The 25,538-nt window shown below is 64.0% G+C and carries 22 protein-coding genes; 5 read left to right on the top strand and 17 right to left on the bottom strand.

What is annotated here, in order from left to right; translation table 11 throughout:
* Positions 1-89: 89 nt before the first annotated feature.
* The 12 genes from AC3WJP_RS27460 to AC3WJP_RS27405 all read right to left on the bottom strand — a co-directional run bounded on the left by AC3WJP_RS27460 (position 90) and on the right by AC3WJP_RS27405 (position 13,268).
* Entirely contained in the window at positions 90-1,262 is a 1,173-nt protein-coding gene (locus tag AC3WJP_RS27460) for a lactonase family protein (RefSeq protein ID WP_493721365.1), read from the bottom strand.
* Positions 1,263-1,393: 131 nt separating this feature from the next.
* Positions 1,394-1,573 (bottom strand): hypothetical protein, encoded by a 180-nt coding sequence (locus AC3WJP_RS27455; RefSeq protein WP_493721364.1) that lies wholly within the window; start codon positions 1,571-1,573, stop codon positions 1,394-1,396.
* Between the two features lie 142 nt (positions 1,574-1,715).
* Positions 1,716-2,882: a lactonase family protein gene (locus tag AC3WJP_RS27450; RefSeq protein ID WP_493721363.1), complete on the bottom strand. Its 1,167-nt coding sequence runs from the start codon at positions 2,880-2,882 to the stop codon at positions 1,716-1,718.
* Between the two features lie 59 nt (positions 2,883-2,941).
* Positions 2,942-3,220: a DUF5629 family protein gene (locus tag AC3WJP_RS27445; RefSeq protein ID WP_493721362.1), complete on the bottom strand. Its 279-nt coding sequence runs from the start codon at positions 3,218-3,220 to the stop codon at positions 2,942-2,944.
* 53 nt (positions 3,221-3,273) lie between these two features.
* A complete protein-coding gene (locus tag AC3WJP_RS27440; RefSeq protein WP_493721361.1) occupies positions 3,274-5,610 on the bottom strand; it encodes an efflux RND transporter permease subunit in 2,337 nt (778 codons plus the stop codon).
* The gene (locus AC3WJP_RS27435) at positions 5,607-6,509 is read right to left on the bottom strand and encodes a WD40/YVTN/BNR-like repeat-containing protein (protein ID WP_493721401.1); all 903 of its coding nucleotides are present in this window, start codon (positions 6,507-6,509) and stop codon (positions 5,607-5,609) included. The genes AC3WJP_RS27440 and AC3WJP_RS27435 overlap by 4 nt, the downstream gene beginning before the upstream one ends.
* 226 nt (positions 6,510-6,735) lie before the next feature.
* Positions 6,736-9,393, bottom strand: coding sequence for an aminopeptidase N (gene pepN / locus AC3WJP_RS27430; RefSeq protein ID WP_493721360.1), 2,658 nt, complete (start codon positions 9,391-9,393; stop codon positions 6,736-6,738).
* Positions 9,394-9,406: 13 nt separating this feature from the next.
* Positions 9,407-10,237: a DUF2797 domain-containing protein gene (locus AC3WJP_RS27425; RefSeq protein WP_493721400.1), complete on the bottom strand. Its 831-nt coding sequence runs from the start codon at positions 10,235-10,237 to the stop codon at positions 9,407-9,409.
* A gap of 11 nt (positions 10,238-10,248) precedes the next feature.
* Positions 10,249-10,509, bottom strand: a complete 261-nt coding sequence (locus AC3WJP_RS27420; RefSeq protein ID WP_493721359.1) for a YeaC family protein — start codon at positions 10,507-10,509, stop codon at positions 10,249-10,251.
* A 10-nt stretch (positions 10,510-10,519) separates the two neighbouring features.
* Positions 10,520-11,410 (bottom strand): rhomboid family intramembrane serine protease, encoded by an 891-nt coding sequence (locus AC3WJP_RS27415; protein ID WP_493721358.1) that lies wholly within the window; start codon positions 11,408-11,410, stop codon positions 10,520-10,522.
* Positions 11,407-12,378: a metallophosphoesterase gene (locus AC3WJP_RS27410; protein ID WP_493721357.1), complete on the bottom strand. Its 972-nt coding sequence runs from the start codon at positions 12,376-12,378 to the stop codon at positions 11,407-11,409. Before AC3WJP_RS27410 ends, AC3WJP_RS27415 begins: the two co-directional genes overlap by 4 nt.
* Positions 12,378-13,268: an NAD(+) kinase gene (locus tag AC3WJP_RS27405; protein WP_493721356.1), complete on the bottom strand. Its 891-nt coding sequence runs from the start codon at positions 13,266-13,268 to the stop codon at positions 12,378-12,380. The genes AC3WJP_RS27410 and AC3WJP_RS27405 overlap by 1 nt, the downstream gene beginning before the upstream one ends.
* A 156-nt stretch (positions 13,269-13,424) precedes the next feature.
* Between AC3WJP_RS27405 and AC3WJP_RS27400 the strand changes: the two genes are divergently transcribed.
* The 3 genes from AC3WJP_RS27400 to AC3WJP_RS27390 all read left to right on the top strand — a co-directional run bounded on the left by AC3WJP_RS27400 (position 13,425) and on the right by AC3WJP_RS27390 (position 14,932).
* On the top strand, positions 13,425-14,357 hold the full coding sequence (locus AC3WJP_RS27400) for a DUF1853 family protein (protein WP_493721355.1): 933 nt from the start codon (positions 13,425-13,427) through the stop codon (positions 14,355-14,357).
* 67 nt (positions 14,358-14,424) lie between these two features.
* A complete protein-coding gene (locus AC3WJP_RS27395; protein ID WP_493721354.1) occupies positions 14,425-14,697 on the top strand; it encodes a BrnT family toxin in 273 nt (90 codons plus the stop codon).
* A complete protein-coding gene (locus AC3WJP_RS27390; RefSeq protein ID WP_226506668.1) occupies positions 14,657-14,932 on the top strand; it encodes a BrnA antitoxin family protein in 276 nt (91 codons plus the stop codon). The genes AC3WJP_RS27395 and AC3WJP_RS27390 overlap by 41 nt, the downstream gene beginning before the upstream one ends.
* A 15-nt stretch (positions 14,933-14,947) precedes the next feature.
* On the opposite strand, the gene AC3WJP_RS27385 is transcribed toward AC3WJP_RS27390, so the two are convergent.
* Genes AC3WJP_RS27385 through AC3WJP_RS27375 form a run of 3 tightly spaced genes read right to left on the bottom strand, consistent with a single transcriptional unit; the run spans position 14,948 to position 19,514 of the window.
* Entirely contained in the window at positions 14,948-15,838 is an 891-nt protein-coding gene (locus tag AC3WJP_RS27385) for a 1-aminocyclopropane-1-carboxylate deaminase/D-cysteine desulfhydrase (protein WP_493721353.1), read from the bottom strand.
* Positions 15,839-15,859: 21 nt separating this feature from the next.
* The gene (locus tag AC3WJP_RS27380) at positions 15,860-18,319 is read right to left on the bottom strand and encodes a hypothetical protein (RefSeq protein WP_493721352.1); all 2,460 of its coding nucleotides are present in this window, start codon (positions 18,317-18,319) and stop codon (positions 15,860-15,862) included.
* Positions 18,306-19,514: a DUF3142 domain-containing protein gene (locus tag AC3WJP_RS27375; RefSeq protein ID WP_493721351.1), complete on the bottom strand. Its 1,209-nt coding sequence runs from the start codon at positions 19,512-19,514 to the stop codon at positions 18,306-18,308. The genes AC3WJP_RS27380 and AC3WJP_RS27375 overlap by 14 nt, the downstream gene beginning before the upstream one ends.
* A gap of 237 nt (positions 19,515-19,751) precedes the next feature.
* Between AC3WJP_RS27375 and AC3WJP_RS27370 the strand changes: the two genes are divergently transcribed.
* Together AC3WJP_RS27370 and AC3WJP_RS27365 are read left to right on the top strand one after the other, a co-directional pair.
* Positions 19,752-20,978: an MFS transporter gene (locus tag AC3WJP_RS27370; RefSeq protein ID WP_493721350.1), complete on the top strand. Its 1,227-nt coding sequence runs from the start codon at positions 19,752-19,754 to the stop codon at positions 20,976-20,978.
* The gene (locus AC3WJP_RS27365; protein WP_493721349.1) at positions 20,975-22,594 is read left to right on the top strand and encodes an ATP-binding cassette domain-containing protein; all 1,620 of its coding nucleotides are present in this window, start codon (positions 20,975-20,977) and stop codon (positions 22,592-22,594) included. Before AC3WJP_RS27370 ends, AC3WJP_RS27365 begins: the two co-directional genes overlap by 4 nt.
* Before the next feature lie 244 nt (positions 22,595-22,838).
* On the opposite strand, the gene AC3WJP_RS27360 is transcribed toward AC3WJP_RS27365, so the two are convergent.
* Both AC3WJP_RS27360 and AC3WJP_RS27355 read right to left on the bottom strand, forming a co-directional pair.
* Positions 22,839-24,878: an oxidoreductase gene (locus AC3WJP_RS27360; RefSeq protein ID WP_493721348.1), complete on the bottom strand. Its 2,040-nt coding sequence runs from the start codon at positions 24,876-24,878 to the stop codon at positions 22,839-22,841.
* Between the two features lie 153 nt (positions 24,879-25,031).
* Positions 25,032-25,379 (bottom strand): FmdB family zinc ribbon protein, encoded by a 348-nt coding sequence (locus AC3WJP_RS27355; RefSeq protein WP_493721347.1) that lies wholly within the window; start codon positions 25,377-25,379, stop codon positions 25,032-25,034.
* Between the last annotated feature and the right edge of the window lie 159 nt (positions 25,380-25,538).

The raw sequence follows: 25,538 nt of genomic DNA, 5'->3' as shown, positions 1-25,538 counted from the left end.
GGGCTTGCCCCCGATAGGCCGGTACTGACACCGCGCATTGCAGGTCAGGCCCATCGGGGGCAAGCCCCCTCGCTACAGGTGCGGCGGTGTCAGTTGAGGAACTTGATGTCCGACGGCGAATCGATGGCGAAGGTCTGCGTCGTCGCCCCTAGCAGGCCAGTGGCCGGATCGCGCTTGACCACCACGATCTGATTGCTCTTCTGGTTGGCGATCAGCACGTACTTGCCGGACGGATCGATACTGAACTCACGCGGCTCGATCCCTTCCACCGAACGGCGCTGCAGCTCTTTCAACTCGGCAGTCTTGGCATCGATGGCGAACACCAGGATCTCGTTGGTCTTGCCGCGGTTGGTGACATACAGCAGCTTGCCATCAGCGGAAAAATGCAGCGCCGCGCCCGCTTTGTGCTGCGGATCCTGCCCGGCGGCCAGATCGACCAATTGCTTGCGCACCAGGTTGCCCTGATTGACATCGAACACTGCCACCTGCCCGGCCATTTCCAGGGTCAGGTAAGCGTGCTTGCCATCGGCGCTGAACAACAGATGCCGCGGACCACTGCCCGGCGGCAGCTCCACCGAGGCCGGACTGGCGGCAGTCAGAGGATGGCTGGTGGTCTTGGCATCGTAGTGATAGACGAAAATCCTGTCGGCGCCCAGGTCCTGCACATAGACGAAGCGCCCATCCGGCGACGACACCACCGAATGCACATGGCTGCTGGCCTGGCGCTCGGGGTTGACCTTGGAAGCCGGGTGCGTCTCCTGCTGGGCCACTTCCGTCAGATCACCTTTGCGATCGATCGGTAGCACCGCCAGGCTGCCACCCGGATCGGGGTGCACCGCGTAGTTGGCGACGAACAGGTGCTGCTCGCCCTTGGCCAGGCTGGAGAACGTCGGTTCGTCGCCACGGCTCAGGACCTGACCGCTGAATTTCAGATCATGGGTACGGCGATCCAGCGTGAAGGTGCTGACCTTGCCCAGGTTGTCCTTGGCGCCGGGACCATTCTCGTTGACCACATAGACACGTGTCTGATCGTGATTGAGGGTGAGCCAGGAGGGGTTTTCGCTGTCGACTACCTGCAACGGTTTGCTGCCAAGCTGGCCAGTGGCGCTGTCGAAGCGATAACGGTAGATACCTTTGCTGGTAGCGCCGGTATAGGTACCGATCAGTACGTCGAATTGAGCGGCCTGGCTTGCGGCGGTAGCAGCAGTGGCCGCCAGACCCAGCGCGCTGGCGAGCAGCAGAGGCACGAACATCTTTTTCATTGTTGTCTTCCCGGGGCAGTGGTAACCGAAACCTAGTCTAGAGGTAATTTTGTAACAAGGTGCGTCAGTATGACGCACACTCGAAACCGGTTACAGCCCTGAAAATACATAAGACTTTCTCTGCGCATGAATCAATGCGCAACCTTGTGATCGAGGGCTGCGTAGAAGTTGGCGCTCTGTTGCAGGTATTTCTGCGTGTAGGTCTGGGTAGTGCTGGGTTTGCTGGTGGTTTGCGCGCTGGCATGGGCTGGCAGGGCCACCGATGCAGAAACGGCGGAAGCGGCGATGATCGAGAAGAGATTGAAGTTCATGATAAGTACCCTCGGGGGATTCGGTTTGAAGTCATGCCGTTGAGGCCGTGAATTCAAAGTACGCCCCGAGGACCCATCGACGAAAATTCATTGCAGAAGTAGCGATTATCACTGCCATTGATAATCGCTCTCGGCGCGCCCGCTAGTGAGTCAGGAACTTCAGGTCAGAGGGGGAATCGATGGCAAACGTCTGCACGGTCCTGCCCAGCAGGCCGGTCTTCACATCGCGTTGCACCACCACGATGGCGTTGCTCTTCTGATTGGCGATCAACACGAACTGCCCGCTGGGATCGATACCGAACTCGCGCGGATGATCGCCATCGACACTGCGTCGCTGGATCTCGCGCAGATCGCCCGTGTCCGGATTGACCGCAAACACCACCAGTTCGTTGACCGCGCCACGGTTGCTCACATACAGAAAGCGCCCATCGGCGGACAGATGCAGTGCTCCTGCAGACCCTTTCGGACCGCCTGGGCGATCCAGGTCGCTGATCTTGCCGAGGTCCAGGCCGCCGGAGCGGTAATTGAACTTGGCCACCTGCGCGGTCATTTCCAGCGTCAGGTAGGCGTATTTGTTCTTCTGGTCGAACAGCAGATGCCGCGGTCCGCTACCGGGCGGCAGATTCACCACGTTCGGGCTCGACGGTCCCATCGGCCATTGCGGGTTGCCCTCGTTGAGCCGGTAGATGAACACCTTGTCCGCCCCCAGATCACTGACGTACACATAGCGCCCGTTGGGCGCCGAGACCACGCTGTGCACATGGGAGCTGGCCTGGCGCTGCGGGTCGACATGACTGGCTTCATGGCGTTCCTGCTGCACCACCGGCAGCAGGCTGCCATCCGCCGCAACGCCCAACGCCACCGCACTGCCGCCGGGCTGCGGATGCACCGTATAGTTGGCCACGAACAGCAGATGACCATCTTTGCTGAGGCTGGCATGGGTGGGCTCGTCGCCCTGGGTTTCGACTTCGTTGAGCTGATCGATGACATGACTTTGCGGATCGATCGAATAGGCACTGACCTTGCCGACCGTGTCGGTCTGCCCAGGGCCGTTCTCGTTGACCGCATAGAGGTGTCGCTGATCGGCCGACAGCGTCAGCCATGACGGGTTGCTGACCACCACCAACTGCTCGGGCCTGGCGCTGATCTCACCGCGAGTGCTGTCGAAACGATAACGGTAGATGCCTTTGCTGGAGCCCTGGGTGTAAGTCCCCACGAGCAGATCGTAACTTTGTGCAGAAGCGTTTGCAGCCATTACCAGCATGCTTGAAGCCACCACTAACGGTCCCAAAATATGCAGCATGTTCATACTTCCTGATAGTCATCCATGTCGGGTGAGGATCAGGCCAGACTTCCAAGAAACTGCATTCATTCTTGCTCGGCGTGCTCTTCATCTTGGCCACCAAAGGCCTGCACGCAGACTAGCCGATGTGTACCCTTTTCGTCACCGATCGACCATTCCTGTGAATTAATATTCATGGTCGCGGCGGCGATTTGTTCAGGGGTGAAGGTCCAACGCTTGAGATCCCTGCCATCCATGCACTCTATAACCAAACCGCTGGCGTCAAGGGTGAAATCGAAGGCGTGGAGGTTGTCGATCAGGAGCATGTCGGTGGTTTGCAGGGCGGTGGTGAGGGAGTCGGTCATGGGCGGGAATCTGGTCGGTTGAAAGTGCGCGATTGTAACCCACTGGGCGCTCCTTACCGACGCACCACCCAATACCTCACCAACGCCGGCAACAACCACAACGCCCCGAGCATGTTCCACAACAGCATGAACACCAGCATCAAGCCCATGTCCGCCTGAAACTTCACCGCCGAAAACAGCCAGGTCACCACCCCGGCCGCCAGGCACACACCAGTGAACAGTACCGCCCTGCCCGTCGATTTCAGCGTCTGGTAATAGGCTTCCTGCAGCGCCAAGCCTGCCGCGAGAAAGTGCCGCAAGCGGCTATAGATATAAATCCCGTAATCCACCCCGATGCCGACGCCCAAGGCCACCACGGGCAAGGTCGCGACCTTGATGCCGATGCCCATGAAGGCCATCAGCGCGTTGCCGAGGATCGAGGTCAGCACCAGCGGCATGACGATGCACAGGGTCGCCGCCAGCGAGCGGAACATCACCAGGCACATCAGCGCCACGCACAGGTAGACCAGCCCCAGCACCAGGTTTTCGCTTGAGCCGATCACCTCGTTGGTGGCGGCTTCGATTCCGGCGTTACCTGCCGCCAGCAGGAACTTCAGGCCCGGGCGATCGTGCTGGGCGGCGAAGGCGTCGACGCTCTCGACCACCTGCGCGAGGGTGCGGGCCTTGTGGTCGTCGAGGAACACCAGCACCGGTGCCAGCGAGCAGTCGCCGTTGTACAGGCCGTCGGCGCGGGCCACGGCGCTGTTGAGCACCTGGGGGTTGCGCGACAGCGTCTGCCACTTGAGGTTGCCCTCGTTCATGCCCTTGATCGCCTGCTTGGCGACGCTCGCCAGCGACAGCGTCGACTGCACACCGGGCACCCGGCCGAGCGTCCACATCAGGTCGTCGATGGCCTTAAGCGTGGCATAGCTTGCGCATTGCTCGGTATCGGTCTTGACCATCACCACCAGCACATCGGAGCGGGTGGCGTAGTGATCGAGGATGAACTGGTTGTCGCGGTTATAGCGCGAATCGGCACGCAGCTCCGGAGCACCCGGGTCGAGGTCACCGACTTGCAGGCGCTGGCCGTACCAAAGGCCGCCGATCAGCAACAGCAAGGCGATGACCAGGGACCAAGGCGCGACCCGGGGGCTGGCGCACTGTGCCAGCCAGCGCCAGAACGGCTGTTCGCGCCCCGCATCCTCGCGGCTGCGCAGCACCGCACGACGGCTGATGCCGCTGTAGGAAATGGCCACCGGCAAGAGGATCAGGTTGGTGAAGACGATGACCGCGACACCGATCGCGGCGCCAATGGCCAGCTCGTGGATCACGCCGATATCGATCACCAACAGGGTGATGAAGCCCACCGCGTCGGCGAGGATAGCCACCATGCCCGGCATGAACAGCTGGCGAAAGGTGCGGCGCGCGGCGGTGAGCGGGTCATGGGCGTTGCCGACCTGCAGGGCGATGCCGTTGATCTTCTGCACGCCGTGGGAAACACCGATGGCGAAAATCAGAAACGGCACCAGCATCGAATACGGATCGAGGGCAAAACCGGCCAGGTGCATCAACCCCAGCTGCCAGCCCACCGCTACCAGCGTGGTCGCCAACACCGCCAGGGTGCTGCGCAGGCAGCGGGTGAAGCCATACAGCAGCAACAAGGTGATCAGCAGTGTGATGGCGGAAAACATCACGACCATCGACAGGCCGTCGATCAGGTCGCCGACCTTCTTGGCGAAGCCGACGATGTGGACCTTGACGTGCGGATTCTGCGCCTCGAAACGCTCGCGAATCCTGCTCTCCAATTGCTGCGAGAACGCCTGGTAGTCGAGCCTGAGCAGGTGCCCGGGTTGCTGCGGATCAGGGTAGGACTCGAGCAACGGCACGTCGACGATGCTCGAGCGAAAGTCATTGGCCACCAGGCGCCCGACCTGGCCGGAGCGCAGCACGTTGGTGCGCAGTTGCTCGAGGCTGGCAGGCGAACCATCGTAATCATCGGGGATCACCTGCCCGCCGGCGAAGCCGTCCTCGGTGACCTCGTTCCAGCGCACGCTTGGGCTCCATAGCGACTTCAAACCGGTGCGGTCGACGCCCGGCAGGTAGAACAGCTCGTCGTTGAGTTGGCGCAGGGTGTCCAGATAGGCCGGATCGAAGATATCGCCCTGCTCCGCCGCCACGGCAATGCGCACACTGTTGCCGCGTTCGCCGAGGTCACTGCGATGGGCCAGCATGTTCTGAATGAACGGGTGATGCTGGGGGATCATCTTTTCGAAACTGGTCGCCGGACGGATCTGCGCGGCCTGCCAGAACAGCAACACGCTGATCAGCGCGCACAGGCTGATGACCCAGAGTCGGTGGCTGAAGATCAACCGCTCCAGCCAGCTGCCGTGATCGGCCGCAGTGCGACTCATGGCTGCACCGGCTCGCCAGCGCCGCTCGCCGAGGCCCGCATTACGCCATCCTGCCCGGCCAGTACCAGCGCGCCGTCGGCCGTGCCGGTGACGCCGGCCAGCGCCAGGCGATCCGAGCGCTGCTGCAGGCTGAAGCTGCGGCCGTCATCGGTGCTGCGCAGCACGCTGCCGGCATCGCCCACCAGTACCAGCGAACCGTCCGCCTGCAGGCTGCCGCCGCTCAATGAAGACGGAGCGCCCGGAATGGCGATGGCCTGCCAGCTGTCGCCGTTGTCGGTGGAGCGATAGAGGTGGCCGCGCAGGCCGTAGATCAACAGGGTGTTGGCTTGCGCCGTGGCCAGCACGCCGAACAGCGAGCCGTCGTAGTCGAGGGCCAAGCGCTGCCAGGTACTGCCTTGATCCTTGGAGCGGAACAGGCTGCCGGCTTCGCCAACGATGAACAGCCCGCCGCCCTTGCTGGCGACGATGGCGTTGAGGTGCAGTTGTTCGGGGTTGTCGAGGCTGTCGCTGTGGTCTTGCCAGTGGGCGCCGCCATCCTCGGTACGCAGCAACGCGCCGTAGGCACCGATGGCGATGCCGTGCTCGCGGTCCTGGAACCACACATCCAGCAGCGGCGCCTGGCGATTCGGGTCTTCGAATTGCAGGGTCCAATGCAGGCCGCCGTCCTGGGTGGCGAGGATCTGGGCGTCATGGCCGACCGCCCAGCCGTGGTCGGCATCGACGAAGTACAGCGCAGTCAATAGTTGCTGGCTGGGGACCGCAGCAGACGCGTTCCAGTGGCGGCCTTGGTCATCGGAGTAGAGCACGCTGCCGCGATCGCCCACGCTGATCAGGCGGTTGCCGGCGTGGGTGACGTCGAGTTGCAGCAGGGGTGCTTGGGCGGCGTGGGCCCAAGGCATGACGAGGGCCGCGAGCAACGGCCCGATGTGGAGGATGGTCTTGATCACGTGCGGTCCTGGCGAACGGGGGGATTGCATGGATTATCGGATGCAGGGCCGGCCAATGCTGAAAGCATCATGGCTGGCGTGATCATAGTGGTGAGGGGGCTTGCTCCCGATAGGCCGGTACTGACACTACGCGAACCGCAGGTCAGGCCTATCGGGGGCAAGCCCCCTCGCTACAGCGTCAGGCCAGGCTCTTGCTGACCACCTCATACACATCGCTCGACAACTCGCCCGACGCCAGAATCCGCTCCAGCTCGCCCTTCATCAGCGCCTGACGCTTGCTGTCGTACTTTCTCCAGCGCGTCAGTGGCGCCAGTTGGCGCGAGGCGATCTGCGGGTTCAGTGCATTCAAGCGAATGACGATGTCCGCCAGGAAGCGATAGCCCGAGCCATCCGCCGCATGGAAGTTGATCAGGTTCTGCCCGGCAAAGGCGCCGATCAGCGCGCGCACCTTGTTGGGGTTCTTGAAGTTGAACGCCGGGTGTTCCATCAGCGCCTGCACACGCTCCAGGCCACCCGGCAAGGTGCTGGCCGCCTGCACGCTGAACCATTGGTCCATGACCAGTGGGTTGTCCTTGAAGTGTTCGGCGAAGCTCTCCAGCGCCTTGGCCTTTTCAGCGGAAAACGGCGAGTTGACCAGCACGGCCAGCGCGGTGAGGCGCTCGGTCATGTTGTCGGCGGCGTCGAACTGCTCCAGGGTGGCCGCCAGCACGTCCGGCTGGGTGGTCAGCATCAGGTACGACAACGCGATGTTCTGCAGCGCACGGCGGGAGAAGTGCTCGGCCTCGGCCACGTACGGGGTGGCCTTGGACACCTCGCGGTTGGCCTGATAACGGCGCCACAGCTTGCCGTGCAGTTGCTCGGCCAGTTGCAGGCGGGCGAATTCGCGCGCGGCGTGAATGGCATCGACGTCCGCCACTTCGCTGATCTCGGCGAGATAAGCCTCACCCGGCAGCGAGAGCATTTCGGCGACCATGGCGGCATCCAGCTGCTCGTTGTCGAGCACGCTGCCCAGGGCCGTGACCAGGCGCGGATCTAGCACCAGTGGCGCACCGCTCTGGTACTGGCCGATCATTTCCTGCAGCACCTGCACCGACAGTTGCTGGCCGGCATCCCAGCGGTTGAAGCCGTCGCTGTCATGCTGCATGAGGAACATCAGCTGGTCGCGGTCGTACGGGAAGCTCAGCTTCACCGGCGCACTGAAGCCGCGCAGCAGCGACGGCAGCGGCTTGGCCGGAATGCCGACGAAGGTGAACGTCTGCTCGGCTTCGGTCACCGACAGCACGCGGTTAGTGCCCGTGGCCTGGGCTTCGCCGCTCAGTTGCAGGGCGATTTCGGCGCCGCTGGCGTCCAGCAGCCCGAGGGCCACGGGGATCACGAACGGCAGCTTCTCGACCTTGTCCGGGGTCGCCGGGCAGCTCTGGCGGAAGGTCAGGCTGTAGGTCTGCGCGGCGGCGTCATAGTGCTCGCTGACGGCCAGGCGTGGCGTACCGGCCTGGCTGTACCAGCGCTTGAATTGGGTCAGGTCGACGCCGTTGGCATCTTCCATGGCCTTGACGAAATCGTCGCAGGTCACGGCCTGGCCGTCGTGGCGGTCGAAGTACAGGTCGCTGCCCTTGCGGAAGCCCTCGGCGCCCAGCAGGGTGTGGATCATGCCGACCACTTCCGAACCCTTCTCGTAAACGGTCAGGGTGTAGAAGTTGGAAATTTCGATAAAGCTGTCCGGGCGCACGGCGTGGGCCATGGGGCCGGCGTCTTCGGCGAACTGGTGGGTGCGCAGGTAGGCAACGTCCTGGATGCGCTTGACCGTGGCCGAGTTCATGTCGGCGCTGAAACCCGAATCGCGGAAAACCGTGAAGCCTTCCTTGAGCGACAGCTGGAACCAGTCACGGCAGGTCACGCGGTTGCCCGACCAGTTGTGGAAGTACTCGTGGGCGACGATGGCCTCCACCCGCTGGTGGGCGGCATCGGTGGCGGTCTCGGCACGGGCCAGCACGGCGCTGGAGTTGAAGATGTTGAGGCCCTTGTTCTCCATGGCGCCCATGTTGAAGTCGTTGACGGCGACGATCATGAAGATGTCCAGATCGTACTCGCGACCATAGACCTCTTCGTCCCAGCGCATGGATTTCTTCAGGCTGGTCATGGCGTGCTGGCACTTGTCGATGTTCTCCGGCTCGACATAGATGCGCAGGGTCACGTCGCGCTCGGACTGGGTCTTGAAGGTATCTTCGACGCACCATAGATCACCGGCCACCAGCGCGAACAGGTACGCGGGCTTCATGAACGGGTCTTCCCAGGTGGCCCAGTGGCGGCCGTCTTCGTCCGGGCCGCTGGCGATCGGGTTGCCGTTGGAGAGCAGCACCGGGTAAGCGTTCTTGTCGGCGCTCAGGGTGGTGGTGAACTTGCTCATCACGTCCGGGCGGTCGAGGTAGTAGGTGATCTTGCGAAAGCCCTCGGCCTCGCACTGGGTGCAGAACATGCCGCTGGACTTGTACAGGCCTTCGAGCGCGGTGTTGGTCTCGGGGTGGATACGCACGCTGGTGTCGACCGTGAAGCTTGGCGCGGCGGGCTGCAGGGTCAGGCTGTCCGGGCTCTGCTCATAGTCGCCGGCCGTCAGTTCGGCGTCGTCGAGCTTGACGCTGAGCAGCTCGAGCAGTTGCCCGTCGAGCACCAGCGGTGGCAGGCCGGCGCCACGGGCCGGGTTGCGGCGCATGACCAGCTGCGCATGGACCAGGGTGTGGTCGTCGTGCAGTTCGAAAGTCAGGTGCGTCTCGTCGATCAGGTACTCAGGCGCCTGATAATCCTTGAGGTAGATCATTTTCGGCTGTTCGGTACGCATGGCCTGCATCCTTTTACTGGTGCACGGCGAGTTGATACGCCGTGTATTTGCGAATATTGATCACGCCGGTGTCGAAGATCAGGTATTGACCCTTGATGCCCATCAGGGTGCCTTCGACGATCGGGGTCTTGTCCAGGTTGAAGCTGACGACCTTGGTCGGGTACTCGCTGACCGGGTAGCGGATCTCCAGCGGCTCGGCGTCCAGCAACGGTTGGATCGCCTGCAGGCCGAAACGCTCCTGCAGCATGTGAATGCCGACGCCGCAGCTGTCGAACAGCTGATCGCGCACGGCGATCAGGTCCACCGCCTGGGCCTCACCCTTGAGCAGCGCGCGCCAGTTGGTGCGGTCGGCCACCTGGGAGCGGAACAGGTCTTCGACCAGGCCCGATTGCTGACGCGTCGCCACCCGCACGATCGGCAGTGCCTGGCTGGCGCCTTGATCGAGCCAGCGGGTCGGCAACTGGCTGGCGCGGGTGATGCCGACCTTGATACCCGACGAGTTGGCCAGATACACCACGTGGTCGGTCATGCAGAACTGCTCGCCCCAGCTCGGCTCGCGGCAGGTGCCCGCGTCGTAATGGCATTTTTCCGGAGCCATGATGCACATGTCACAGGACGCCAGCTTGCTCATGCACGGGTAGCAATAGCCCTGGCTGAAGCTGGTCTTGGTCTTGCGCCCGCAGTTCATGCAGTGGATGGCGCCCAGATACTCCAGGCGCAGGGTCTTGCCGATCAGCGGGTTGACCGGGATGCGCAGGTCCCCGAGGCGGAACTGATACTGCACGGCGTCGTCCTGCAGCTCGGTGGCCATCTTGTTGACGACACCGCGCCCCAGTTCTTGCAAAGGAAGATCGATCAATGGATAGCGTCCGACTTGAACAGAATGTTGGCCACCGGCGTCGACTTGGAGCTGCACTCCTGCGGGCCCATGTAACCGGTGCGCTGTTCTTCGGGCAGGTTGTTCATTTCCCAGGCGATGACGGCCTGCAGGGACAGTTCTTTCTGCTCGGTGGTGAGCTTGCGGCCGTCCGACCACTTGCCGATCTCGACGGCCAGCTTGAGGCTTTCGTAGATTTCGGGGGTGATGTTTTCGATCATGTGTGCAAATGAAGTCATGAAACGCTCCTCAATGAATGCGCTCTTCAATTAATGGCCGTAGTTTACGGCGCGCAAGCCATCCGCCCAAGAGCCCGCTGCAACAACCGACCAACAACCCGCCGACGTGAGCGCCGTTGGCGATGTCGCCGAAGCCGAGCAGGCTGACCAGCCCGGACAGGCACAGCAGCAACCAGATGAGCATCATCACCAGCACCCCCTTGGGCATGCGATACGCAGGGGTCGGCGCCAGCCACTGGAACAGCCAGATGTGCCCCAGCAAGCCGTACAGCACCCCGGACAGCCCGCCGAACAGGCTGGGGCCGCTGAAAAGATACTGGATCAGGTTGGACACGCCACTGAACAGCAAGGTCAGGCCCAGCAAGTGCCAGCGCCCTTGACGAAACTCGATGCGCCGCCCCAGTTCCCAGTACCACAACCCGTTCATGGCCAGATGGAGGATGCCGAAGTGGATCAGCATCGGCGTGAACAGCCGCCACACCTGCCCTGCCTGCAGGCTGTCGGCCAAGGGCGTGAAGTAGACGTAGTCGCCACGCAGCGAAAAGTCCTGGAAGGTCAGCCAGTGCAAAGGCTGGAGGTGGTCGCCCAGCAAGCTGATGGCGCCGACGATCACGCACATCAGCAGGATCAAGGCGGTCATCAGGCTGGCGCGCAGTTGCAGGGCCAGGCCGGGGCGACTGCTGTGTTCGATGGTCAGCGGCAGGTCGACGTCGGCATTGCCATCCGGGAAGCGCGCGTACAGCTGGCGGATGTCTTCGGCCATGCCTTCGTTGACCGACCACAGGACCTGCTGATCGCCCTCCTCGCTGACGCGGTGAGGTACCTGCAATTTGCGCAACAGACCGACGAAACCGCTCAAGTCTTGTGCCAATGGCAAACGCAATACGGCCACTGGGCTCATTTGACTAACTCCGGGCGTTGTACATCGACCCACACGAACTTGCGCGGGTCGAGGGTGGTTTCCTGATCCAGCCGGTAGGCCACCAGCTTGCCGTACAGCACGGCGCTGTAGTCCAGGCAGGCCAGGTTGGGGCGGATGGGCGCAGGCTGGCCGCTGCGCCAGTAATGGCCGACGAACAGCAGCGGCTGGTCGACGCCATAGCGAAGGAGTGCGTCCTTGTCGGTCGAACTCAGTGGCGTCTGGGCTACCTGCTCGGGCAGCGCGTCGGGCTGGAAGACGATGTCGCCGTAGGTCTGCGGGTCGTCTTCCCAGAACTTGGTGCGGAAAAACGAGCGCGTCAGGCCGTCGCCGCCGGTCAGGGTCATGCCGCCGGGCAGGCGCATGTCGGTGCCGCGCAGCAGGCGGTCGAAGGCGTTGGCGGCAAAGCTGTCACGCATCGACGAGGCCCGGATCAAGGTCTGATCGATGCAGCCGTCGGGGTAGTCCTTGCGCAGCCGCTCAATCACGGCGCTGTCCCAACAGGCATGTACCGCGCGGAAGCGACCGACGTCGAGGAACAGCGGCATCTTGTAGAACCAGCCGAGAAAATCCTGCCAGTCGTGGGGGTAGTCCTCGAGTTGACGCAGGGTTTCGCCGATCAGGCGCAGATGCCGTGGCGTGTGTTCGCGCACGAAGGTCTTGCCGCTCCGCGGGTCGGCCGGGGTCACCCAGCCGAGGGCGTTGAATTCATGGTTGCCCATGATGCAATGGGCCTGCCCGGCTTCGACCATGCCATGGACGATGTGCAGCGCCTCGCGGATACGCGGGCCGCGGTCGATGATGTCGCCCAGGAACAGCGCCTGGCGCGACGGGTGCCGCCACACCCCTTGAACCTGGCGATAACCGAGGGTATCGAGCAGATGCTCGAGGGTGTGGGCGCACCCATGCACGTCGCCGATCAGATCGTAACTTCGCGCGGGATCAAGCATCAATCGCCTCCACCACCGAGCCGACTGCCCCACCCTAGCTTGGTGCGGCAGACTTCATAGTAGTTATGGTCCAGCGGATGAATCAGGCGCAGTTTCTGCGATTTCTTGCTGACGGTGATGGTGTCACCGGGGGCGCAGGTAAAGTGATTCTGGCCGTCGCAGGACACCTGGGGATAGATGGTCATGTCCTTGGACACGACGATTTTCAGCTCGCTGTTGCCGTCGACCACGATCGGCCGCCCGGACAGGGTGTGCGGGTACATCGGCACGATGACGATGGCGTCCAGCTTGGGGTGCATGATCGGGCCGCCCGCCGACAGCGCGTAGGCGGTGGAGCCGGTGGGCGTGGCGACGATCAGGCCGTCGGCTTTCTGACTGCAGACGAACTGGCCATCGATGTAGATCTCGAACTCGATCATCCGCGTCGATTTGCCGGGGTGCAGCACCACATCGTTGAGGGCGTCGCCCTGGCCCGTGGACTCGCCGTGGCGGCGGACCTCGGCCTGCAGCAGGAAGCGATTCTCCACCAGATAATGGCCGTCCAGCACCTCGGCGACCTTGACCTCGAGCTCGTCGGGACGAATGTCGGTCAAAAAGCCCAGGCTGCCGCGGTTGATGCCCAGCACCGGAGTATTGTGCTTGGCCAGCGCCCGCGCGGCGCCCAGCAGGCTGCCGTCACCGCCGACGACGATCACCAGGTCGCAGACCTCGCCGAGCATCTTGCGCGTGGAGGTCTGCAGGCCGTGACCGGGCAGCACTTCGGCGATGGTGTCTTCGAGGATCACGTGCAGTTGGCGTTCCAGCAGAAACTTCTTCAGCCGGCGAATGGTGTCGAGCACCTGCGAGCTGCCGAGGCGACCGATAATGCCGATATTGCGAAACTGCTCCATGGGGCTCCTGCAGGCACGGACGGCATGCCACTTCAAATCGATAACGGGCGTCGGCACAGTGCCTGACGCAATCCACTTAGGTGGGGGCGATTATGGGCGAAAGCAATCACAGGACAAAATCCTTTCAGCCATCGCGCAAAACGCTATGCTCGCAGCATGAACCCGTTCCCCTCCTTGATCGAACTGCCCAGGCACCTGCGCCATCCTCAGGTCCGCGACCTTGCCTGGGCGCTTTTCGCCCCGCCGCTGCTCAGTGTAGCCCCTTGGCGGCAACGTCATCCTCTCGCGGCCAGCGATTGGACGGCCGCGGGGCTGCAACGCTGGCTCGAGGATCTGGACCGCGATCCGGCGCCGTTGTTGCAGTGGCTGACCCACGGCAATACGCGGCGGCTGGGAGTTTATTACGAGCGCCTGTGGCAATTTGCCCTGAGCCAGGCGCCCGGCGTCGAGCTGCTGGCCGCCAACCTGCCGATTCGCGACGGCGGCAACACCTTGGGCGAGCTGGACATGGTGCTGCGCGACCGTGACGGCGTGCACCATCTGGAACTGGCGGTGAAGCTGTATCTGGGCCCGACCGCAGGCGATGGCCGCCAGGCACTGGAGTGGTTGGGGCCAGGCTGCCAGGACCGCCTGGGCTTGAAACTCGGGCACTTGCGCCAGCATCAATTGCCCATGGCGGCGCGCCCGCAGAGTGTGGCGGCGTTGGCGGCGCTGGGCATCGGCGAGTGCGCGTCGCATCTGTGGTTGGCGGGGTATCTGTTCTATCCCTGGGGGTGCGACTGCCTGGCGCCCTCGGGGGCCGAGCCGCTGCATTTGCGTGGGCAATGGCTGCACCGCCGGGATTGGCCGGCCTTCGTGACCAGCCGCCCCGCCGGCCACTGGCAGCCACTGGCGCGAGAAGCCTGGCTGGGGCCGGCGCGCTACGGAGCGCAGGACTGCTGGGACAGGGCACGCTTCGATGAGTGGCGCCTTGGCCTGGAACCGCTGGCCAGAGCGCAGCTGGTGGTACGGATGGTCGAGGGTGACGACGGCGATTATCTTGAAGCTGAACGGCTGTTTCTGGTGGCCGATGCCTGGCCGATGCTCTGAGGCCATGCAATGAAATGACACAGCTAAATGCTGTTCGGCGGATACTTATTGTACATACAATAAATCCATGCAACTATCCTTCGACGATGCAAAACGCGACAAGACGCTCGCCGAGCGTGGCCTTGACTTCGCCGATGCTGCGGCCGTTTTTGCCGGCGTGCATTTCACCAGCGAAGACCGTCGCCAGGACTACGGCGAAATCCGTTTCATCACTGCCGGCCTGCTTGATGAGCGCATGGTGGTCATGGTCTGGACCCTGCGCGGCGCAGATCGCCGCATCATTTCCATGAGGAAAGCCAATGAGCGTGAACAAGCCCTCTACCGGCACCGCCTGGGTTGACCCCGACGATGCACCGGAGCTGACCGCCGATTTTTTCGAGGCAGCCGATCAATATCAAGGCGAGCGCCTGGTGAAACGCGGTCGCCCCAAGGCGGATAGCGTGCGCGAGCGCATCACCATCCGCCTCGCCCCTGAAGTTCTGCAACCCTTCCGCGCTTCGGGCCCTGGCTGGCAGACCCGCGTGAACGCAGCGCTGGCCGATTGGTTAAAGACCCATACGCCTGCCGAATTGTAGCGGGCGAAGGATTGACTACAGACTGAATCCCCGACGCCCCTGCAGGCCGCCGGTGTGCACGTAGATCAGGCGCGTGCCGGCGGCGAACCGCCCTTCCCGCACGGCATCCCGTAACGCCCACAACGCCTTGGCCGTATACAACGGCTCCAGCAGCATGCCCATCTGCCGCTCGCAATCGGCCATAAAGGCCAACAGCGCGTCATCCACCTTGCCGAACCCACCGCGGCTGGCGTCGAGCAGTTCATAGCCGTTCGGCCCAGCCAGCGCCGCGACCTGTTCCGGCACGCCATGGTCCATCGGCACCGCCAACGCGCCATACACCGGGTGCGCGCCGGCTTCGGCCCGCACCAGTCCGGCCAGGGTGGTGCCGGTACCGCAGGCCAGCCACCAGCCGTGGTAATCCGGCCAAGGCAGTTGATCGCGCACCTGCGCCACCAACGCTTCGCAGCCCTGAGCGCCGAGCAGGCCGCCGCCGCCCTCAGGCACCGCGAGCAGCTGCGGATAAAGTGCCTGCCACGGTGCCCAGAAATCCGCTCGGTGGCGGGCGCGGTAACCGCTGTAGCCGAGCCAGTGCAGCTGCATGCCGAACGCCTGCAGATCCGCCACCGTCGGCGTCTCCTGCGGCTCGCCACGCAACAGCCCGACGGTGCCGAAACCGAAGCGTTGGCCTGCCGCGGCCAAGGCATGCAGGTGATTGGAGTGGGCGCCGCCGAGGCTGATCAGGCCTCGCGCGCCCACGGCCTGCGCCTGCTGCCAATAGCCGGCGAGCTTGTAGCTCTTGTTGCCGCTGATCAGCGGATCGACCTGATCCAGGCGCAGGACGGCGAGCTCGACGCCAGCGGCCTGCGCCCAGTCGAGAGCGACCCGTTGCAGCGGTGCGCGGGGCAGATCGGCGAAATCAGCCATCGTTGCAGGCCCCTGCCGGGTTCAAGATGCAGCCCGCCCGCGACGAACCCGCCAGGCGACGATACCCGCCCCGAGGATCAGCAACATCCCAACCGGCACATACAGGTGCCCATGCAGCCAGTGCCGCGTTTCGCGCCACGCTTGCACATAAGGGAAATGCCCGGCAGCAACGAAGTCCGGCTCGACGCAATGGCGGCCGAAGTCCTCGGCGAACGGCACTGCCGCGCCCTCCCTGACATAACGCTGATACACGGCATTGGCGCGCGGCTGGTCGTTCTGCACGAAGTTGGCGGCCCGGCACAGCACCGCCGCGAACGCTTGGGAGCGAGCGGGCACATTGTCGGCGGCCCTCTCGGCCAGCGTCACGGCCACATAACGATAATGGAAGGTCTGCGCCGGCCGGGCCTCGCTGGCGGCATAGCGCTTGCGCTCGTCGGCCGTGACCAGCGGCCCGGGCAGGTCGGCGACGGCACGTTGCTCGGGGGTGTCGCGGGGCACAGGCTGGCTGTCGTCACTGGCGCTTTGCCAGGACGCACGACCGGTGCCATAGGTGTAGGCCCCGCCGAACTCGGCGAAATCAGGCCCCTGCTGATAGCCCATGATCTCCATGCCGTGTTGGCGCGCCAGGTTGGCGGCGTTGAACCAGGCCTTGGCCCGGTCGCTGGCGAACCAGCCCGACTCGCCATCGCGCCGCGCATCGCCGTAAGCCTTGGCCCAGCCACGCGGGGTCATTACGCTAAGCGTCGACTTGTCGGTCTGGTAGCCATAGCCGATTTCGGTATTGCGCGGGTCGCCGTCGTCCGGGAAATACCCCAGCGCCTGATCGATCTGCCCCTGACGCACCATGCGCCGCGCCAGCAGCGAGCGGAGCTGGTCAGCCTGAGTGAAGGCCAGATCGGCCTGCTGCCCACGCCAGGTGCTGAACTGTTCGGCATTGAAGCTGGCAAAATCCGCAGGCTTCGAAGGTATCGGCGACGCCGGCACGTGCTCGTCGACGTAAGCCTTGAGCTCTTCAAGGGTCAACACGCGCTCGGCCACGTAATACAGATCCTCGGCATAGCCCGACTTATAAAACTGATCGAGCGCCTGCAGGTATTCACCACGGGCCAGCGACAGCACGCCTTGCTCGGCCTTGAGCCGCCCCGCCTCTCCCGGCTCGACGCTGGCGTCCAGAGCGGGGAAGCCTCGCACGGCTGCAGCGTAGGCCTGTACCGCCGCATCGCTGTCGCCGCGCCGTAGTGCCAACTTGGCGCGCACCCAACTGGCCAATACGCCGGGCTGTTTGTCGACCAGCGCCTGCGCCAGACGATAGTCGCCCAAGCGATAGGCCAACGCGGCCAGGCGATCGGCGCCAGCCACCTGTTGCACGCCATTCTGGCTGATCGCCTGGACCAGCCGCTGCAGCACCGGATTGGCGCTGACGCCTTTGTAGCCTTGGGCGGCATCGGCATAACCCAACTGCCCGGTGTTGACGGAATTGGCGAAGTAGTCGGTAGCGCTGCTGGGCTCGTCGTTGACGATATCGCCCAGCAACGCGAGGCTGTAGGCGACCAGCAACTGCTGGCTGAGCGGGTCGTCGACCATCGCCGTCGCCGGGCTGCCATCGCGCAGCAGCCATTCGGCGATCATGCGCAGCGACTGCACCGCGCTATCGGAGCCACGGGCCGCCTGCTCGGCGTAAAGCGCCAGTGCCTGCTTCAGGTCCGCGGGAGCGATGGCGTCGGCACAGGCCGTGGCGTTCATGAAGTCGGTGTAGTCACACGCCTGCTCCGGGGTGCTCAGATACAGGCGCGCCTGCTCGCCATAACTGCCCACCGCCATGCCCCAGGGATCGGGCGCTCCGGCCAGTGCCAGACTGCGGACTTTAGTGAAGGCCGCCACGGCGCTGACACGTTCGGCATCGCGCTCCTCGCCCGTGCTGCGCCCGGCATGCAGCCGACCCAGCGCATAGGCGGCCCACACCGCGCGTGGTGCGCCTTGCTCGGCGGGCAGTGCCAACACCGCCTGAAAGCGCTCGATGGCCAGCGCCTGCAGTGCCTCGCTGCTGCGCTCGCACGGCTGATCGGCGGCTGCGCACGTCTGTGCAGCCTTGAGGTCCACGGCCCCAGTGGTGTACAGCCGCAACGCGGGCGGCAGCTCGGCGCCCAACTCATAGGCTTGTTCATCGCTGCTGGCCTGGCGCATGGCCTGCAACGCCTGCCACTGCGCGGCCGGCAGCGATGCCTGATCCGGTTGATCCGGATTGACCGCCGGCGCCTCGTCGTAACCATTGCTCGGCGTCTCGATGGCCTGGAGGGCATCACTTGCCGCCAGCAGATGCGCGGCTTCATATGCGAAGGAATTACTCGGCGTGGCAGCCAAGGTTGCGGCGCGATTGTCCAGCACCTGCAGCGGGAAGAACGGCCCGCACGCCATGACTGCCACTGCACCGGTCGACAACACCGCCGCGATCACCACGGTGAGCTTTTTACGATTCCACATGCAGCGATTCCTTTCCTTGTTCACAACGAAGCCATCCGACGGGGCGTTGTCGCCCGGCCTTGAGCAGGCCGGGCTGCCGAGCCTGGAACGACAAGCCAGCAGCATCGCGTTCCAGAAAATAACCATTGATGCCATCCGCCGCCGCGCAGTGGCCGCTGATGCGGATGCTGGACGGTGGCGGGCCATCGCCGACACCGGTGTTGCGCAAGACCAGATCGAACAGTTGCGGGTCCGCCGTGCCGAGCAATTGCACGCTGATCTGCGAGCTGATCGGCGCCTGGGTCAACACCGCGCGCCAGGTCGCCGGGCTCCAGGCGCGGCTGTCCTGCTCGGTGGGCAGGCGAAACCAGACGATGCCGGCCAGCCCGGCGGGAGGATTCTGGGTCAATTGCCGGGCAAAGTCCTGCAAGGTCTGCGGATTGGCCATCAGTTCATGGGATTGCACACCGGTCACCAGCGTCGCCCGTTCGCTTTCGATACTCACCACCTGCCCGTCCTGATCCCAGGCCACGCGGCTGCCGTAGGCCGGCAAGGCCACGCGCCACGGTTTATGCATGCGCGCTGCGAACTGGTCCAGCCAGGTTCGGGCGATCTGCGGATCGAACAGGCCGACACGCGGGTTTTGCACGGCGTGGACCTGCAGCACGGCTTCATCGACTTGTGCCAGCACGCCGTCCAGTGCCGCGCTGTTCAGCCAGGTCGGCAAAGCGGTGATAGAGAGACGTTCTTGTGGGTGCAGCCGCTCGCGCAAGGTGCCCAGCCAATGGGCATAGGCCGGCAACCGGGCAGTGGCGCAGTCGTGGTCGATTTCGATACCGGCCAGGGGCACGCCGCGTTGGCGCCAGAGGTCGAGGATTTCGGAGATGCGCGCGGTCAACGCCTGCTCGTCCATGTTCAGCAGCTGCCCATCGATGCGAAACACCGCGATGACCAGGCGGCCGCTTTTAGCGAGCGCGGACCACCCTGGTGTCGTGGTCAGCCACTGGCCATGGGCGTCGGCCTGGGCCGCAAGCACGCGCCACTGGCTGACGATATCGGTATTGGACTGCACCGCAGACACCAGCCCAGGCGTCCACTGGCGTTGCCAGATATAGGCGTCGTTGGGCAGCGCCGGGGCTGGGCGTGAGCAGCCTGACATGAGGGCGGTCGCGACAGTGACGAGCAACGCTAGACCGAGGAACATCTTGTAGATCATGACCAACGCGTCGCCTTCCAAGTCGCCGGGGTGCGAATTCTACCTGAGGGCAGAAAGAGATGCCTCTGCGCCGATGCGACTGTCCGCAAGCAAACTTCGCCCGTGGCAGCGACAACCTTCCCTGTGGGAGCGAGCTAGGAGTGCGGGACACCCACTCTAATATCCGGATACAAATATTGCTGGAAGCGTCTACGAAAACTCCTACAAGATCTGCGCTTCCCGACTAAGGAGCCAGCCATGACTACCGTACCCTGGCAGACACATGCCACTGCCAAGGCTGCGCCCTTGATCCTGCTGCTGATCATTTTCATCGACGGCCTGGGCACGGCATTGCTACTGCCGATGCTACCGATGTTGCTCGACCCGGACGATCCGGCGGGGGTGATTTTCGGCAGCGCAACGACTGCCGCTCGGATCGCCTGGCTCTACGGCTTACTGTTGGCAGGCTACGCCTTTGCGATGATGGTGGGCGCGCCTCTGCTGGGTGCGCTTTCAGACCGGGTCGGAAGGCGCCCAACGCTTGTGCTTGCGGTGGCAGGGTCGGTCGCCGGGTATGCCCTGAGCACTTGGGCCGTGAGCCTGGGCAGCGTGGGCTTGCTGATCGCCGGGCGCTTGCTGGGAGGCACCTTCGCCGGTAGCGTCCCAGTGGCACAGGCCATGTTGGTCCAGCCCCCCGACGGCGCAATGAAACGCATTGGCTGGGTAATGTTTGCCATGACTGCGGGATTTTTCGCCGGTCCCGCGCTCACGGGCATCCTGCTGGCAGGTGATACACCGGGAGCAAGCCTGCTTCCGCCTTTGCAGGTCGCGCTCATCCTCAGCGTGCTGTGCCTGTTGATGGCTTTCTTACTACCCTCTACCCCAGCTCCGGCTGCAACAACGGGCCCATCGCTGATCAGACAGGTCTTGAACGGCTTCACCTCGCCAGCCACGCGCAGACCATTGTTTGCACTACTCTGGCTGCAAATCGGCTGGAATCTCTTCTACCAGTACTTGCCCTGGATGCTCGCACGCCAGAGCCAGACCGTAGGCAGCATCAGCCTACTGCTAACAGTGGTCGGGATCGGCATGTGCATCGCCTTCATCTGGGTGGCCGGAGCCTTGCAAACCCGGTATCCAGCGCCACAGATCGCGCGCGCTGCCATCCCCATGCTGGTGGTAAGCTGCGCATTGCTAGCGGCCACGCTCGACAACTCGCTTGCCCTGGTTTTCGGTGCGCTTGCCGCGATCGCCTATGGGGTGGCCTACACTGCTTTGATCGGGCATGCCTTGGCATGCGAGCAGTCAAGCCTGCGTGGCACGGTGCTGGGCATCGCCGCTTCACTGGCTGCCGGCGCCGCAGCCATCACGGCATTGCTGGGCGGGATAATCGGCGTCTGGGGCAACCTGCTGCTGGCCTCTTTGAGCGTGGCTGCGCTGGCCCTGAGCTGGGTTTTCCTGGTTTTTGGGAAGAGACCCAGATGAGTAGCGACAACGCCACCTTGATCATCAAAGACCTGACCTTGCGCCTGCCAGACGGCACGCCGCTGTTCTCGGGGCTCAACGCAACGTTCTCCAGGCAGTTCACCGGCATCGTCGGGCCCAACGGCTGCGGCAAATCGATGTTGGCGCAGATCATGGCGGGGCGCCTGACCGCGAGCGAAGGCAACGTCCAGTGTGCTGGCAGTGTCGGTTATTTGCCGCAATGGCTCGAACCTATCGGCGGGAACGTTGCCGACCTGCTGGGGGTACATAGTGCTTTGCAGGCCTTGGCAAAGGTCGAGGCAGGCGCCTGCGACCCGGCGCTGTTCGACCTGATCGACGACCGCTGGAACCTGCCGGGCGATATCCACGCCTGTCTGACGCGCTTGGGCCTGGCCCATCTGCCGCTTGATCGCGCAAGCGAGGCCTTGAGCGGAGGCGAAACTGTACGCCTGATGCTCGCCGGTCTGCGCCTCGGCGGCGCGCGGGTATTGGTACTCGACGAGCCCACCAACCATCTGGATCGCCAGGCCCGCGAGCAGTTGAGCAAAGAGCTGCGCCAAGGCAAGGAAACCCGCATTGTCATCTCTCACGACCGGGCGCTGCTGGAACATGCCGATCGTATTCTGGAGCTTCGCAGCGACGCGCTGGTTCAATACAGCGGCGGCTACAGCAACTATCGCGAGCAGCGCCAGGCCGAGCAGGACAACGCCCAGGCTGCACTCGTGAGGGCACGCGCGGCACGGGACAGCGTAGAGCAGCAGATCACCATGGCCCGCCAGCGCGAAGTGCAAAATGCCAGTCATGGTCGCAAGGTAGCGCGGGCCACAGGCACCCCAGCCATCGTCGCCAATGCGCAGGCAGAGCGCGCCGAGCAGCACAGCGGCCATCTGCGCATCCAGCAGGCGCGTCTGAGCCAAATGGCGCGAGAGCGGGTCGACCAGGCCAATGCGAACGTCGAGCAGGTGCGCCCAAGCCAACTGCTCGCACCGACCGGCCTGGTCGCCAATGCCACCCAGGTGATCACGCTCGAACACTGCGAGCTTCCCTACGGTCCCCCCGACAGCCGCTTCATCGACCTCACACTGCACGGCCCGATGCGAGTCGCTGTAATGGGGCCGAACGGCTGCGGAAAATCGACCCTGCTGAAGGTGATAGCCGGGCAACTGGCGCCCGCCAGCGGCATCGCCCGGCCTATCTTACGCACCCACCTGATCGACCAGCACGCTCAAACCTTCGACCCCGAGCAGAGTATCGAGCAGGTGCTACGCAATAAGCTGGGCACCGCCGAGGAGGGCCGCTTTCGCCAGGTCTTCGCCAACGCCGGGCTCGATGCTCGCCAGATGGCTACGCCATTCGGTCGGCTCAGTGGTGGCGAGCGCTTACGCGCAACGCTTGCCTGGCTGGCAGGCGGCCCCGAACACACGCAACTGTTGCTGCTCGACGAAGTGAACAACCACCTCGACATCGCGGCCTTGGAAGCAGTCGAGCGGCTACTCGGACAATTCAAGGGCGCGCTCATCGTGAGTGCTCACGACCCTGATTTTCTGCACGCCTTGGAATTGACGCACCAGTTGATCTGGCAACCAACGGGTTGGCGCTACGAGCCGTGGGATTAAGCAGGGTCGTGAACCGGCCGAGCCCGCTACCTCAGCACCCTCTTAAAGCTGTTACGTTCGATGTAGCGAGGGGGCTTGCCCCCGATAACGGTGTGTCAGCTAACTATCCGCGTCAGACACACCGCCATCGGGGGCAAGCCCCCTCGCTACAGGGTAGGCTCATGTTGATCATGCAGCCCTGATAGGCACTTTAGCCACAATTTAATGGATTTACGCCCAGCCCCCAATGAGCCTGCCGCCGCCTTTAAATCTGCGCCGCCACCCGTGAGCCCTGATCGATCGCCCGCTTCGCATCCAGCTCCGCCGCCACATCCGCCCCCCCGATCAACCGCACCGAAACCCTCGCCGCCAGCAACCCATCCTGCAACTCGCGCAGCGGATCCTGGCCCGCGCAGATCACCACGTTATCCACGGCCAGCACCTGTACCTCACCCTCCCCGATCCGCACGTGCAGCCCGGCGTCGTCGATCTTCACGTACTCGACGCTGTTGAGCATCTGCACGCCTTTGTTCTTCAACCCGGTGCGGTGAATCCAGCCGGTGGTCTTGCCCAGGCCGTCGCCGACTTTGGACGCCTTGCGCTGCAGCAGGTAGACCTGCCGCGCCGGTGCATGCACGACAGGCTTGACCCCGGCCACGCCACCGCGCGCTTCCAGCAGAGGATCGATCCCCCACTCCTTCCAGAACGCATCGCGATCCTGACTGGTCGAGCCGCCGCCCTGATCCACCAGAAACTCGCTGACGTCGAAGCCGATACCGCCCGCGCCAATCACCGCCACGCGCTCGCCCACCGGTTTGCCACGCAGGATCACATCCAGATAGCTCAGCACCATCGGATGGTCGATGCCATCGATGGCCGGCTTGCGCGGCACGATGCCGGTGGCCAGCAGCACTTCGTCGAAACCGCCCGCCAGCAGTTCTTCGACACCCACGCGATGCCCCAGGCGCACATCGACGCCGGTGGTCTGCAGCTTGCGGTGGAAGTAGCGCAGGGTCTCGTAGAACTCTTCCTTGCCGGGCACGCGTTTGGCGACGTTGAACTGGCCGCCGATCTCGTCGGCACCGTCGAACAGCACCACGGCATGGCCACGCTGGGCGGCGACCGTGGCGGCTGCCAGACCTGCCGGGCCGGCGCCGACCACCGCGACCTTCTTCACCTGGGCCACCGCTAGATAGTTGAGCTCGGTCTCGTGGCAGGCGCGGGGGTTGACCAGGCAGCTGGTCAGCTTGCCGCCGAAGGTGTGGTCCAGGCAGGCCTGGTTGCAGCCGATGCAGGTGTTGATCTCGTCGCTGCGGCCGGCGGCGGCCTTGTTGACGAACTCCGGATCGGCGAGGAACGGCCGCGCCATCGAAACCATGTCGGCGTCGCCTTCGGCAAGTATCTGCTCGGCGACTTCCGGGGTGTTGATGCGGTTGGTGGTGATCAAGGGGATCTTCACCGCGCCGCGCAGTTTGGCGGTGACCTTGGCGAAGGCCGCGCGTGGCACCTTGGTGGCGATGGTGGGGATGCGTGCCTCGTGCCAGCCGATGCCGGTGTTGATGATGGTTGCGCCGGCCTGCTCGACGGCCTGGGCCAGTTGCACCACCTCCTCCCAACTGCTGCCGCCGGCGATCAGGTCGAGCATCGACAGGCGGAAGATGATGATGAAACGCTCGCCCACCGCGGCCCGCACCTGGCTGACGATTTCCAGCGCCAGGCGCATGCGGTTTTCGTAGCTGCCGCCCCAGCGGTCGGTGCGATGGTTGGTGTGGGCCACCAGGAACTGATTGATGAAGTAGCCCTCGGACCCCATGATTTCGACGCCATCGTAGCCGGCGCTCTGGGCCAGGGTGGCGCAGTTGACGAAGTCGGCGATCTGCTTTTCGATGCCGGCTTCGTCCAGTTCACGGGGCTTGAACGGATTGATCGGCGCCTGAAGGGCGCTGGGGGCGACCAGCTTGGGGCTATAGGCGTAGCGTCCGGCGTGGAGGATCTGCAGACAAATCTTGCCACCGGCCTCATGCACGGCCTGGGTGACGATGCGGTGTTTGTCCGCCTCCTCAGGGGTGCTCAGTTTGGCTGCTCCTGCGTACACCCCGCCCTCCTCGTTGGGGCCGATGCCGCCGGTGACCATCAGGCCGACGCCGCCACGGGCACGCTCGGCAAAGTACGCCGCCATGCGCTCGAAGCCACCGGGCTTTTCTTCAAGGCCGGTGTGCATCGAGCCCATCAGGCTGCGGTTGCGCAAGGTGGTGAAACCCAGATCGAGGGGGGCAAGCAGGTGCGGGTAACGAGCGGCGGTCATGATCAACTCCAACAGGCGATCTCACGGGATGCGGGCGCCTCGTGGCTGGGGCCCGTCATTGCAATGAGCATGGACAGTAAAGAGCTGAACGTCACGTCACAATGGCTGAAAGTGACAGGGTAATGATCAAAAGTTGCAGCGCGAAACGCGCCGTCAGTGACTGATCATCCACGGCCTGCCCGCTGGCTTGGCCTTGAGTGCATGAGGATTGGCCTTGCTCGGCGCCAGCGGCGTGTTCGGGCCGCAGCAGCTGCAGCCAGGGGCATGGCGGCGGCTGTCGCGGAACTGGTCGAGGGTCTTGGGTGCGTGGGCGGCACGCTCGTTGATCTCGATACCCTTGCGAGTGTTGCCGGCCAAGGTCGACAGGCCGGGGGCAGTGAGGATCACCCGTGGGCTGTCGACCAGGCAGACCGGACACGCACAGGGCTCGTTGCGGGTGTCCATCTTCCGCAAGGCAGTGAAGTCCCCGCAGGTGGGGCAGTCGTATTCATATATCGGCATTTACGGATCCTCAAAGCGAATAGTGAATTAACGAAGATCTGTGATCCTGCCTTGTGGCTACTGGCCAATTACTGATGGCTACCCCTGTAGTGAGGGGGGGGGGGGGGGGGGGGGGGGGGGGGGGGGGGGGGGGGGGGGGGGGGGGGGGGGGGGGGGGGG

It is taken from the genome of Pseudomonas sp. GW821-FHT01A09 (assembly GCF_058986725.1).
This window is presented reverse-complemented; position numbering and strand designations above follow the sequence as displayed.